The 12,777-nt window shown below is 73.7% G+C and carries 9 protein-coding genes and 1 pseudogene; 4 read left to right on the top strand and 6 right to left on the bottom strand.

Annotation, left to right across the window (positions count from 1 at the left end; translation table 11 throughout):
* The first annotated feature begins 4 nt into the window (after positions 1–4).
* Positions 5–2,770 carry an RICIN domain-containing protein gene (locus tag AB0J86_RS01385; protein WP_363850678.1) on the top strand — a complete coding sequence of 922 codons (2,766 nt, stop codon included), beginning with the start codon at positions 5–7 and terminating at the stop codon, positions 2,768–2,770.
* Between the two features lie 33 nt (positions 2,771–2,803).
* Positions 2,804–3,703 carry an aminoglycoside phosphotransferase family protein gene (locus AB0J86_RS01390; protein WP_363850681.1) on the top strand — a complete coding sequence of 300 codons (900 nt, stop codon included), beginning with the start codon at positions 2,804–2,806 and terminating at the stop codon, positions 3,701–3,703.
* A 9-nt stretch (positions 3,704–3,712) separates the two neighbouring features.
* Here AB0J86_RS01390 and AB0J86_RS01395 read toward each other — a convergent pair whose 3' ends face one another.
* From AB0J86_RS01395 to AB0J86_RS01415, 5 genes and pseudogenes are all read right to left on the bottom strand, one after another.
* Positions 3,713–4,468 (bottom strand): 2-phosphosulfolactate phosphatase, encoded by a 756-nt coding sequence (locus AB0J86_RS01395; protein WP_363850684.1) that lies wholly within the window; start codon positions 4,466–4,468, stop codon positions 3,713–3,715.
* Positions 4,469–5,042: 574 nt separating this feature from the next.
* Positions 5,043–7,505: pseudogene (gene purL / locus AB0J86_RS01400) on the bottom strand (phosphoribosylformylglycinamidine synthase subunit PurL); the annotation flags it as partial.
* Positions 7,506–7,569: 64 nt separating this feature from the next.
* On the bottom strand, positions 7,570–8,253 hold the full coding sequence (gene purQ, locus AB0J86_RS01405) for a phosphoribosylformylglycinamidine synthase subunit PurQ (protein WP_363850686.1): 684 nt from the start codon (positions 8,251–8,253) through the stop codon (positions 7,570–7,572).
* Positions 8,250–8,513: a phosphoribosylformylglycinamidine synthase subunit PurS gene (gene purS, locus AB0J86_RS01410; RefSeq protein WP_363850688.1), complete on the bottom strand. Its 264-nt coding sequence runs from the start codon at positions 8,511–8,513 to the stop codon at positions 8,250–8,252. The genes purQ and purS overlap by 4 nt, the downstream gene beginning before the upstream one ends.
* Before the next feature lie 170 nt (positions 8,514–8,683).
* Complete coding sequence (locus AB0J86_RS01415) at positions 8,684–9,472, bottom strand: TMEM165/GDT1 family protein (protein WP_363850691.1); 789 nt, start codon at positions 9,470–9,472, stop codon at positions 8,684–8,686.
* Positions 9,473–9,837: 365 nt separating this feature from the next.
* Between AB0J86_RS01415 and AB0J86_RS01420 the strand changes: the two genes are divergently transcribed.
* Both AB0J86_RS01420 and AB0J86_RS01425 read left to right on the top strand, forming a co-directional pair.
* Entirely contained in the window at positions 9,838–10,521 is a 684-nt protein-coding gene (locus AB0J86_RS01420; RefSeq protein ID WP_363850694.1) for a DUF1986 domain-containing protein, read from the top strand.
* Positions 10,522–10,747: 226 nt separating this feature from the next.
* A complete protein-coding gene (locus AB0J86_RS01425) occupies positions 10,748–11,209 on the top strand; it encodes a YbjQ family protein (protein WP_363850697.1) in 462 nt (153 codons plus the stop codon).
* Positions 11,210–11,310: 101 nt separating this feature from the next.
* On the opposite strand, the gene purB is transcribed toward AB0J86_RS01425, so the two are convergent.
* Positions 11,311–12,756, bottom strand: a complete 1,446-nt coding sequence (purB, locus tag AB0J86_RS01430) for an adenylosuccinate lyase (protein ID WP_363850700.1) — start codon at positions 12,754–12,756, stop codon at positions 11,311–11,313.
* Positions 12,757–12,777: the final 21 nt, after the last annotated feature.

A 12,777-nucleotide genomic window follows, 5' to 3' on the forward strand; every position in this document is an offset into this window, starting at 1 on the left:
CGGAATGTCGCAGATCTTGAGCCCGGCCCGTCGGCCGTACGCCGGCGTCACCGCGCTGGCGCTGGCCGCGACGCTGGCCGTGCCGGGCGCGGCCGGTGCCGCCCCGCCGGACGGCCCGTCCGGCCCCGGTCGCCCGGCCGCCGCGAGCGCCGCCAACGCGGACGGCTCCCGGGCCACGGCGAACTCCGGCGCCACGAACGGCGCCAGCGTCACTGCCGGCGCCGACGTCACCGCCGACGCCGGGCAGCGGCTCGGCAGCGACCAGGCGATGTACCCGCGCGCGATCAGGCTGGAGCACTCCGGCGCCGCCAACGGCTCGCTCGTCGCCAGCGTCTCGACCTCCTCGTCCGGCGGGGTCACCGACTCGGTCGCCTTCTTCGAGAGCGCGGACGCGGGAGCGAGCTTCCAGCGCGTCGGCACCCTCAGCGACCCGCAGGCCGCGCAGGGGCGCGGCTCCTGCTGCGGGAGCCTCTTCGAGCTGCCGCGACAGCTCGGTACGCAGCCCGCCGGGACCCTGCTCTACGCCACCACGGTCGGCCTGCCGGACGCCCCGGGCCGGGTACCCGAGATCCGGGTCTGGAGCAGCACCGACCGGGCCCGCAGCTGGCGCTACCTGTCGAGCTGCGCGAGCGCGCCCAGCACCGTGCCGGCCGGACGCGGGCTCTGGGAGCCGGAGCTCTCCGTCGACGCCCGCGGCTACCTCAACTGCTACTACTCCGACGACGCCCGGCCCGGTTCCGGGTACGACCAGGTTCTCGCCGTCGTGACCTCCACCGACGGCGGCGCGAGTTGGAGCGGCCCGCGCGACGTGGTGGCGATCCCGAGCACGGCCACGACGAGCTACCGGCCGGGCATGGCCGGGGTACGCCAGCTTCCGAACGGCAGCTACTTCATGTCGTACGAGGTCTGCGGCAGCGGCCTGCCCGACTCCTGTGTGGTGCGATACCGCACCTCGGCGGATGGCTGGAACTGGGGCGACCCCGGCGATCCCGGTACGGTGACGCAGACCGTCGGCGGGCGGCGCCTCTTCCACGCCCCCACCGTCGCCTGGGCGCCCGGCGGCGGCCCGAACGGCCGCATCCTGCTGATCGGCGGCCTCGTGAAAGACGCCACCGGCCGGATCATGCGCCCGAACAGCGGCTCGACCGTCCTCGTCAACACCGCGAACGGCGCCGGCGCCTGGTCCGAGGTGGACGCCCCGGTCACCGTCGAGTTCTCGCCCGAGCCGGACCACGAGGAGATCGTCTGTAGCAACTACAGCTCCAGCCTCGTACCGTCGGCCGACGGTACCCGGGTGTTGGAGCTGGCGACCCGACGGCAGGCCGACGGGACCTGTGCCGCGTTCTTCGCCACCGGCCCGGCCACCGCCACCCCCACCTCGCTGGCGGCCACCCGCACCTACCGCCTGCGCGCGGCGGTCAGCGGCCACTGCCTCGACGTCACCGGGGGCTCCGTCACCTCAGGCACCAAGCTCCAGCAGTGGAACTGCAACTCGCTCGACCCGCAGAACTGGAAGGTCACCGCCGTCGCCGGCGGCTACCTCACCCTCACGAGCGAACAGAGCGGCATGTGCCTCGACGTGCCCGGCAGCTCCACCACCAACGGCGTACGCCTCCAGCAGTGGACCTGCAACAACACCAGGGCGCAGCAGTGGCGGGCGGTGAGCGTGGGGCGGGACGCGTACACGATCGTCTCCGCGGTCAGCGGGCTCTGCCTGGACGTCGCCGACGCCTCCACGGCGCCCGCCGCCGCCGTGCGGCAGTGGACCTGCGACGGCACCAGGGGACAGCTCTGGGACGCCGAGCGGGCGCTGACCGTACTGCCGCTGGGCGACTCGATCACGGACGGGCTGGACGGTACCGGTGGCTACCGGGCCGACCTCTGGCAGCTGTTCCGGGCCGACGGCGGCTACGTCGACTTCGTGGGCTCGCAGTTCGCCGGCCCCGAGCGGCTGGGCGACCGGGACCACGAGGGGCATCCGGGCTGGCGCATCGACCAGATCGACGCCCAGGCCACCGCCTGGATGACGAGCTACCAGCCGGACGTGGTGCTGCTGCACGTCGGCACCAACGACGTGATCCAGAACTACGCGCCGAGCCAGGCGCCGAGCCGGCTCTCGGCCCTCGTCGACCACCTCGGCGCGGCGGTGCCCGCCGCCGACATCCTTGTCTCGACCATCGTGCCCTTCGCGGACGCGCCACGGGAGGCGCTGACCCGGGCCTACAACGCCACGATCCCGCCGATGGTGGCCGCCAAGGCCGGCGCTGGCAAGCGCGTCCGCCTGGTGGACCTGCACGCCGCCCTCACCCCGGCCGACCTGCTCGCCGACGGGGTGCACCCGTCCAACGGCGGATACTCCAAGATGGCCGTCGCCTGGTACGCGGCGCTGACCGGCCGGGTGACCAGCCGTACCGAGGCCGAGAGCGGTACGAACACGCTCGTCGACGCGGTCACCGTCGCCACCGTCAACGCGTCGGGGAACCTGAAGGTGGGCCACCTCGACAACCCGGGCAGCTACCTCGAATTCACCGTCACCGCCACCCAGCGCCGGACGTACCGGATGTACGTGCGGGCCGCCAACGGCACGGAGACGCCGTGCGGACACGCGGTGACCGTGAACGGGTCGGCGCCCCGGCGGGTGAGCTACCCGAACTACGGCTGGGACCAGTGGGCCGTGGTCGCCGTGAACGTCGCGCTGCACCCCGGTACGAACACGATCCGGTTCGCCCACGACACCTGCTACGCCGAGTTGGACGCCGTGAATCTGTGACCCCCGCGCGGGCCGGTACGCGATGATGTCGCGATGCGGACACCTCCGGCGGACATCGCCAGCGACGCCGAGCTGGTGGCGCGACTGGTCGAGGCGCAGCATCCGGACCTGGCCGGCCCGCTGACCCAGGTGGGCAACGGCTGGGACAACGCCGTCTACCGGCTCGGCGACGAGTACTGCGTACGCCTGCCGCGCCGGCGGGTGGCGGTCGAACTGGTCCTGAACGAGCAGCGCTGGCTGCCGCGGCTCGCCCGCCGGCTGAACGTACCGGTGCCGGAGCCGGTACGCGTCGGCGAGCCGTCCGACGGCTATCCCTGGCCCTGGACGATCACGCGCTGGCACGCCGGCCGGACCGCCGCCGACGTACCGCCGGTCGGGCGCGACGATCTCGCCCCCGGGCTGGCGGAGTTCATGGCCCGGCTGCACGTGCCGGCCCCGTCGGACGCCCCGCGCAACCCCGTCCGGGGCGTACCGCTGGCCGACCGTGGCCCGGCCGTCGCGGAGCGCCTCGCCTCCGGACTGCTGCCGCACTCCGACGAGCTGCACGGGCTCTGGGAACGGCTGGTGGCGGCGCCGCCCTGGACCGGCCCCACGCTCTGGCTGCACGGCGATCCGCACCCGGCGAACCTGCTGCTGCGGTACGACCCGGAGAACGGCCGGGCCGGGCTGGCCGCCGTACTCGACTTCGGCGACCTCACCGGCGGCGATCCGGCCACCGACCTCGCCGCCGCCTGGATGGTCTTCGGTCCGGCCGGCCGTGCCGCGTTCCGGGACCGCCTGGACCGGCTCGCCGCCGTCGACCGGCAGACCTGGGACCGGGCCCGGGGCTGGGCGTTGAACATCGGCAGCGCGATAGCGGTCCACTCGCACGACAATCCGGAGATGGCCGCGATCGGCCGGCACGCGCTGGAGCAGGTGCTCCTGGAGCCCTGAACGGCAGGGTCAGCCGGCGGAGAAGACACCGTTGGTGAGGACGGGCACCACCCGCGAGACGCCCAGTTGCACGGCCAGCTCGACGTCGCCCGCGTAGCCCCGCTCGACCAGTTCCCGCCCGGAGACGCAGGCCCGTACCGCCGCCGGCACGTCACCGGCGCTGGCGAGCGTGGCCAGCGCCATCGCCGCCTCGACCGAGAGCCCGCCCGGTACCCCGGACAGCGCGTCGAGCACCGCCGCCGCCCCGAGCAGGTCCTCCACGCAGGGGCGCAGCGAGCCGTCGGGCCAGCGCTCCCCCGCCGCGATCACCCCGACCGGGGCCTGCGACGTGCCGTACCCCTGGCGGCGCAGCCAGCCCCCGACGGCGGGCGCGTTGCGCAGGCTGGCCGCGACCACCGGTACGCCGGTGGTGCTGGCCGCCGCGCAGATGGCGGAGCCGTTCGGCGAGGGCAGTACCAGGTCGTCCACGACCGGCGCGGTGCTCAGCGCCGCCGGCGAGAGCGACCAGGGGTGTTCCCGCGTGACCGCGGCCCGGCCGACGGCCGCTACCGCCCCCAGCCGCTGGGCGTACTCGGCCGCCTGGGCGCCCCAGGGGAACGGGTGCACCCGCATCCCCCGGCCGACCGCGACATCCACCGACGTGGTGAACGAGAGCACGTCGACGACGACCAGCGCCGCACAGACGCGCCCCAGCTCCGTGGCGCCGACGAGACCCCACTCGAAGCGGGCTCCCGCCCCGGGCTGGCCCTGGATCGCGGCGACCAACGCCTCAGTCGTTATCCCGGGCGGGCGGCGCGTCGGCGGCTGGGTGCTTCGCGACCTGCGCATCGTCCGCCGCCGTGTCCTCTGCCGGGGTGGTGGTGGCCGGCGTCGCGGTCACCGGGGTCGTCGGGGCTCCGGTGGCCGAGGTGGCACCGGGCTGCGGCGGGGCCGCCTCCGCCACCTCGACCGCCGCTGTCTCCGCCGCCTCCGTCACCTCGGTGTCGGCTCGGCCGGTCGCCGTCTCCTCGGCGCCCGCCGTCCCCGTACCGGTGGCGTCCGTCGCCACGGCGTCGGCCGCCGGGGCGGGGTCGTCCGCCGCCGCGTCGCCGGTCGCGGTGGCGGGCGTTGCCTCGGCGTCCCCTCCCGGACCGGCCGCTGCCGGTTCGGCGGCTGCCGGCTCGGGTGTCGTCGGTTCGGCTGCTGCCGGCTCGGGTGTCGTCGGTTCGGCGGCTGCCGGCTCGGGTGTCGTCGGTTCGGGCGTCGCCGTCGGAAGGTCGGCGAGGGTGGCCGGCGCGCCGGTGGACCGGGTCGCGGCGACCAGGGCCGCGCCGGCGATGTCGCGCTGCTGCTCCTCGGTCGCGCCGCCGAAGAGCCGGGGCAGCGTACCGGTGAAGGCTCCGCGCAGCTCGTCGAGGCCGATCGTGAACTGCCCGCGTACCTCCAGCTCGCCGCCGGCCGCGTCGGTGACGCCGATCAGGGTCCACGGCAGGCCGTGCTCGACGCAGAGCGCCGTGAACGCCTTCTCGTGCCCGCGCGGCACGGTCACGATGGCCCGGCCGGTGGACTCGCTGAAGAGGTAGACGAACGGCATCGAGCCCCCGCCGAACTCCGGTGGGAGCGCGATCCGCGCGCCGACGTTGCGCCGCAGGCAGGACTCGACCAGAGCCTGGGCCAGACCGCCGTCGGAGAGGTCGTGCGCCGACCGGAGGTGCCCCAGCCGGGACGCGTCGGCGATCAGGTCGCCGAGCACCCGCTCACGGTCCAGGTCGACCCGGGGCGGGACGCCGCCCAGGTGCTCGTGGGTGACCCAGGCCCACTCGGAGCCGGAGAGCTCCACGGCGGTGTCGCCGAGCAGGAAGATCAGGTCATGGTCGCCGCCGGGGCTCGGGGCGAAGCCCATCGGTACCCGCTGCGTCACGTCGTCCAGCACGCCGAGCACGCCGACCACGGGGGTCGGGTGGATCGCCGCGGCGCCGGTCTGGTTGTAGAAGCTGACGTTGCCGCCGGTGACCGGGATGCCCAGCTCGGCGCAGCCGTCGGCGAGACCGCGGACCGCCTCGGCGAACTGCCACATCACGCCCGGGTCCTCCGGCGAGCCGAAGTTCAGGCAGTTGGTCACCGCCACCGGCTTCGCGCCGCTGACCGCCACGTTCCGGTACGACTCGGCGAGCGCCAGCTTCGCCCCGTGGTACGGGTCGAGGCGCGCGTACCGGCCGTTGCCGTCGACCGAGAGCGCGACGCCGAGGTTGGTCTCCTCGTCGACGCGAATCACGCCGGCGTCCTCGGGCTGGGCGAGCACCGTGTTGCCGAGCACGTAGCGGTCGTACTGCTCGGTGACCCAGGACTTGTCGCAGAGGTTCGGCGACGCGATCATCCGGAGCAGCGTCTCGCGCAGCGCGTCCGGGTTGGCCGGGCGCGGCAGCGTCTCGGCGCGGTCCGCCTGGAGCAGGATCAGGTCGGCCGGCTCCCGCATCGGGCGGGCGTAGACCGGACCGTCGTCGACCAGCGAGCCCGGCGGTACGTCGACCACGGTGTGGTCGTTCCAGGTGATCAGCAGCCGGCCCGGCCGGCCGTCGCCCTGGTCGGCGGTGACCTCGCCGATCGCGGTGGCGAGCACGCCCCACTTCTCGGCGGTCTTGAGCACGGCGTCGAGCTTCTCCGGCGCCACGATCAGCAGCATCCGCTCCTGCGACTCGCTCGCCAGGATCTCGTGCGGCTGCATCGACGGCTCGCGCAGCGGCACCCGCTCCAGCCACACCCGCATGCCGGTGCCGGCCGCCGCCGCGGTCTCCGTCAGCGCGCAGGTCAGCCCGGCGCCGCCGAGGTCCTGGATGCCGACGACGAGTTGGGCGTCGTAGAGCTCCAGGCATGCCTCGATCAGCAGCTTCTCGGTGAACGGGTCGCCGACCTGTACCGACGGGCGGCGCTGCTCGCTGCCGTCGTCGAAGGTGGCACTGGCGAGCACGGAGACGCCGCCGATGCCGTCGCGACCGGTCTTGGCGCCCATCAGCACCACGACGTTGCCGGCGCCGGCGGCCTCCTTCTTCTGCAGCCGGTCGACCGGCAGCACGCCGAGGCAGAGCGCGTTGACCAGCGGGTTGCCCTGGTACGTGGGGTCGAAGACCACCTCGCCGCCGATGTTGGGCAGGCCGAGGCAGTTGCCGTACCCACCCACGCCGGCGACGACGCCGGGCAGCACCCGGGCGGTGTCGGGGTGGTCGGCGGCGCCGAAGCGCAGCGGGTCCATCACGGCGACCGGGCGGGCGCCCATCGCCAGGATGTCGCGGACGATGCCGCCGACGCCGGTCGCGGCGCCCTGGTACGGCTCGACGAAGCTCGGGTGGTTGTGCGACTCGACCTTGAAGGTCACCGCGAGCTTGTCGGAGATCTGCACGACGCCGGCGTTTTCGCCGATCCCGGCGAGCAGCCGGTCGCTCGGCGGTGCCTTCTCACCGAACTGCCGGAGGTGGACCTTGCTCGACTTGTACGAGCAGTGCTCGCTCCACATGATCGAGTACATGGCCAGCTCGGACTGGGTCGGCCGGCGCTCCAGGATCTGCCGGATCCGCTCGTACTCGTCGTCGCGCAGGCCCAGCTCCGGATAGGGCTGGAGCTCGTCCGGGGTGGCGGTGGCGCGCTGCACCGTGTCCGGCCCGTCGAGGTACCCGTCGACCGTGATCGCGATGTCGTCGCCCGCGGGCGCGGAGCCGCCGTCACGGACGGCCGGTACGGGGTTCTCGGACTCGGGGTGGGCGGGCTGCTCGGCCGGCGTGGACACGGCGTTCGCCTCGCTCGACTCGGTGTCGGACTGGATGGTCATGACGTCTCCTCGCTGCACTCGTCGCCATGACGTCGAGGGTGGAACCGGTCGGTGGCCGCACCGGTCATGCCGGTGCTCCGGCCAGGTGCTTGAGGATCGAGGTGAAGAAGCCGAGGCCGTCGAGGGACGGACCGGTCAGCGCCTCCACCGCGTGCTCGGGGTGCGGCATGATGCCGACCACGTTGCCGGCCTCGTTCGTGATCGCCGCGATGTCGCGCTGCGAGCCGTTCGGGTTGCCGCGCAGGTACCGGGCGACCACGCGCCCGGTCGCCTCCAGCTCGTCGAGGGTGCGCTGGTCGGCGACGTAGCAGCCCTCGCCGTTCTTGACGGGGATGAGCAGTTCCTGGCCGGCCTGGAAGACGTTGGTCCAGGCGGTGCCGGTGGCCTCGACGCGCAGCCACTGGTCCCGGTTGCGGAAGTGCAGGTGCTGGTTGCGGGTCAGCGCCCCGGGCAGCAGGTGCGCCTCGCAGAGGATCTGGAACCCGTTGCAGATGCCGAGGACGGGCAGCCCGTCCCGGGCGCCCTCAATGATCTTCTCCATCACCGGGGCGAACCGGGCGATGGCGCCGGTACGCAGGTAGTCGCCGTAGGAGAAGCCGCCGGGCAGGACCACGGCGTCGACGCCGTGCAGGTCCGCGTCGCCGTGCCAGAGCCGTACCGCCTCCGCGCCGGCCAGCCGCACCGCACGGGCCGCGTCCCCGTCGTCGAGCGAACCAGGGAAGGTCACCACACCGATCCGGGCGGTCACGGGTGCGCGCCCTCGGTGTCGGCCGCGTCGGCCAGCCGGACCGAGAAGTCCTCGATCACGGGGTTGGCCAGCAGCTTGTCCGCGATCTCACGAGCCCGCTCCAGGTCCGGCTCGCCGGTGAACTCGATCTCGATCCGGCGCCCGATGCGCACGGACGAGACATCGCTGACGCCAAGCCGCGGCAGCGCGTTTGCGACGGCCTGGCCCTGGGGATCGAGGATCTCGGGCTTGAGCATGACGTCGACGACGACGCGAGGCACAGGGCACTCCTGACTGTGTGCGCAGCTGGGTGCCGGCCCACAAATGGGCGAGCGCAGCCAGCCTACCTGGCAGATGGACCGGCGGACGCACCCGGTGGTCCCGTTGGACGAACCCTGTGGGCGGTATCGCACCCGCGGCGGAGCGCGCCGGGAAAAGCCGGTGGGACAGCTCACAGCAGCCCGGCGACGACGGTCATGGTAGCCAGCGCCGCGCAGCCCGCCGCACCGAGGTACCGGAGCGCGGCGAGGCGGCTCACGCTCCGGTACCCGGCGAACCGGAGCCGGCCGGGCGGCCGGCCGCGGGACCCCGGGCCGGACGGCCGGACGTGGCGCCCCCGGCCGGACGGAGCGCCGGGGAGGAGCCCGCCGTACGGCCAGGGCAGCGCCGTCGGGACCACGAGTTCGTCGGCGGTGCCCGGCACCGCACCGGCGACCGCCACCCCGGGCCGCGCCGGGGCCCGGGTGACCGCCACGCGGGCGACCATGGCGCTCGCCAGCACCGCGCCGAGCAGGATCGGCGACGCGGGCCGCCCGGCGGCCACCAGGCCGGCCACGACCAGGGCCGAGTGGGCGTACCAGCGGGCGCCGAGCAGCATCCGGAAGCTGGCCGCGGCGGCACGCCAGCCATGCCGCCCCAGGGTGACCCGGTCGGCGTACCCCCGCTCCGCCTCGGCCCGGTCGACGTCGGCCTGCCGGGCGCCGCGCAGCAGCAGCGCCGCCGCGGCGGCGAGGAGCCCGGCGGCGACCAGCGCCCCGGGCCGGCCGGGGAGGCGGGCGAGCAGGCCACCGACGCCGACCGCCACCAGGCAGCGCAGACCGAGCGCGGCCACCGCACCGAGCCAGACCGCCAACGGGGCGAAGCGGGCGCCCAGGACCCGGATCGCGACGAAGGCGCGATCGGACAACTCGACCGGCAGGACCACGGCCAGCGCGGTGAGCGTCACGGGCAGGTACGACATCTGGGCGGTCCTCGTGGGCGGGCAGCGGTTGCCGGGCGGACCGCGCCCGCGGTTCGGTGACCCGGGGGCGGACGCACGGCACGCCCTAAGCGGAGCGGCCACGGCCCGCCCGGAATGGGCATCTCGGCCGACACCCGTCGGTCGGCACCCTACCGCCCGGCCGGGTACTCCCAGGGAGATATCGGTGAATCGGGTAAAGGCCACGCGGGGCCTTGAGAATCATTGATGAACGTCTTAGCGTGTGGCGTCGGGCGCCGGCTTACCTACGTCGCGCGCTTCGTGTCCGGATCCGTGGGCGGGCCATCCCAGCCGCCCCGGGCTTCACCTCGACCCGCAACCCGGGTTCAACCCTCGAAGGAGCCCCCATGCGCATCCGCCTCACGCTGGCGCTGCTCGCCGCCGGCCTGACCGGCGCGCTCGTCGCGCCCTCGGTCGCCGCGGCCGCACCGGCCGGCCCGCAGCCCATCATCGGCGGCGGTACCGTCTCCTCGGCGCCGTGGGCCGCCGCGGTCTTCGCCAACGGCTCGTTCACCTGCTCCGGCACGATCATCGCGTCCCGCTGGGTGCTCACCGCCCGGCACTGCCTCAACGGAACCATGTCGGTGCGCGTCGGCAGCGTCAACCGGACCTCGGGCGGCGTCACCAGCTCGGTGAGCGCCACCTACAGCCGCAGCGACCTGGCCCTGCTCTACCTCTCCACCGCGATCAACACGTCGTACGTCACGCTCTCCAGCAGCTACCCGCCGGTCGGCTCCACCAACTCCATCTACGGCTGGGGCATGACCTGCTACAGCGGCTGCGGCGCCTCGACCACCCTGAAGACCGCCAGCGTGCAGGTGACCAGCACCAACGTCACCGACGCGGCCGGCGGGCGGGCCATCCGGAGCACCGCGATCAACGGCAACGCCTGGCGCGGCGACTCGGGCGGTCCGCAGTTCTACAACGGGGCGCAGGTCGGCGTCGCCTCGACGGCCGACGGCGTGAGCATCCAGAACTACGGCAGCGTCGCGTACAACCGGGCATGGATCACGTCCGTCTCCGGCGTGTAGCGACCACCTCTTCCGCGATCTAGGGCAAATCCTCGTTAGATGATCTCCAATCACCGCGATTTGCCCTAGATCGACGAGACCCCCGCAGGGGTGCGGCGCGGACGGACGGGTACGCCCCGCCCGTCCGCGCCGTGCGGTTTTCGGCTCCCCGTACGGTTTTGCGGGATGCGGTGATGTGAACGAAGCTCACAATTGTCCGGGGGGCGCCTCTGCCAGCATTAAATACGTGCTGGTCGTCACGATGGACCATCTTCCTGGATATGAGATCAGAGCGATTCTGGGTGAAGTCGTGTCGTCGGTCGCCCGGACCCGTAATCCCTATCGCGAAGGGGTCAAGAACCTTCGCGGTGGGGCGTACGACCCGAAGGCACCCGAGAACCTCACCCGGTGGCGTACCGACGCCGTGGCCCTGCTCGGCGAGGAGGCGCGGCGGCTCGGCGCGAACGCGGTGATCGGCATGCGCTTCGACCACCGCGACGTCGGCGAGATGTGGATGGAACTCTGCGCGTACGGCACGGCGGTCGTGGTCTTCCAGGCCCCGGACGCGCTGCCGCCGGACAAGCCCGAGGTCGCGGCCGAGATCGCGCACGAGGCGACGATCGGCCCCGAGCCGCCCGGCGTCGGGAACCCGGCCACCGCCCCGGACCTGCGAGGCGCGGCCGGCGAGCCGACGCCCCGGGACAACTGAGATGCCCCGGCGTCCGCCCGCCCGCCGGCATGGGCCGGAGGTCGACGCGGGGCCGACGGTCCCCGGGCCCGGGCCCGGGGCGACGGTCGACGGGCCGGCGGTCAGAGGATCGGTGCGGGCTGGTACACCGCCGCCTCGGGGTGGGCCGCGACCACCGCGGCGACCCGGTCGGCGACCGCCCGTACCTGCGCGGCTGCGGCCCCGGCGAAGGCCGCCCGGTCGGCCACCAGCGCGTCGATCTCGGCGCGACCGAGCCCGAGCCGCCCGTCGGCCGCGAGCCGGTCGAAGAGGTCGTTCTCGGTCGCACCCTTCTCCCGCATCGCGAGCGCCACCGCCACCGCGTGCTCCTTGATCACCTCATGCGCGACCTCCCGGCCCACGCCCCGCCGTACGGCCGCGACCAGCAGCTTCGTGGTCGCCAGGAAGGGCAGGAACCGGTCCAGCTCGCGGGCGATCACCGCCGGGTACGCGCCGAACTCGTCGAGCACGGTGAGGAAGGTCTGGAACATCCCGTCCGCGGCGAAGAATGCGTCGGGCAGGGCGACCCGCCGCACCACGGAACAGGAGACGTCGCCCTCGTTCCACTGGTCGCCGGCGAGTTCGCCGACCATCGAGAGGTACCCGCGGATGATCACAGCGAAGCCGTTGACCCGCTCGCTGGAGCGCGTGTTCATCTTGTGCGGCATGGCGCTGGAGCCGACCTGGCCCGGGCGGAAGCCCTCGGTGACCAGCTCCTGGCCGACCATCAGCCGGATCGTGGTGGCCAGGCTGCTCGGCGCCGCGGCCACCTGGGCCAGCGCGGAGAGCACCGCGAAGTCGATCGAGCGCGGGTAGACCTGGCCGACGCTGTCCAGCACCCGCGCGAAGCCCAGGTGCTCGGCGACCCGCCGCTCCAGCTCCGCCACCTTGTCGGCGTCGCCGTCGAAGAGGTCGAGCTGGTCGGCCGCCGTACCCACCGGGCCCTTGATGCCGCGCAGCGGGTACCAGCCGATCAGGTCCTCCAGCCGCTCGTACGCGATCAGCAGCTCCTCGGCCGCCGAGGCGAAGCGCTTGCCCAGCGTGGTGGCCTGCGCGGCGACGTTGTGCGAGCGGCCGGTCATGACCAGCTCGTCGTGCTCGACGGCGAGCCGGGCCAGCCGGGCCAGCGCGGCGACCACCCGGTCCCGGATCAGCTCCAGCGAGGAACGGACCTGGAGCTGCTCGACGTTCTCGGTGAGGTCGCGGGAGGTCATCCCCTTGTGGATGTGCTCGTGGCCGGCGAGCGCGCTGAACTCCTCGATCCGCGCCTTCACGTCGTGCCGGGTGACCCGCTCGCGGGCCGCGATCGAGTCCAGGTCGACCCGGTCCAGCACCCGCTCGTACGCCTCGACGACCCCGTCCGGCACCGCCACGCCGAGGTCCCGCTGCGCCCGGAGCACGGCCAACCAGAGCCAGCGCTCCATCCGGATCTTCTCCTCCGGCGACCAGAGCCGGACCAGCTCGGTCGAGGCGTACCGGTTGGCAAGCACGTTCGGGATCTGCGGGCGTACCGCGTCGCTCTGGGTCACGTGCCGTATTGTCCCGCACCG

It is taken from the genome of Micromonospora sp. NPDC049559, assembly GCF_040676675.1.
Classification (GTDB): domain Bacteria; phylum Actinomycetota; class Actinomycetes; order Mycobacteriales; family Micromonosporaceae; genus JBFAPK01.

What these genes read in the sequence shown, in the direction of transcription:
- AB0J86_RS01385 (WP_363850678.1), top strand. Translation starts at nt 5, where the DNA reads ATGTCGCAGATCTTGAGCCCGGCCCGTCGGCCGTACGCCGGCGTCACC.
- AB0J86_RS01390 (WP_363850681.1), top strand. Translation starts at nt 2,804, where the DNA reads ATGCGGACACCTCCGGCGGACATCGCCAGCGACGCCGAGCTGGTGGCG.
- AB0J86_RS01415 (WP_363850691.1), bottom strand. Translation starts at nt 9,472, where the DNA reads ATGTCGTACCTGCCCGTGACGCTCACCGCGCTGGCCGTGGTCCTGCCG.
- AB0J86_RS01420 (WP_363850694.1), top strand. Translation starts at nt 9,838, where the DNA reads ATGCGCATCCGCCTCACGCTGGCGCTGCTCGCCGCCGGCCTGACCGGC.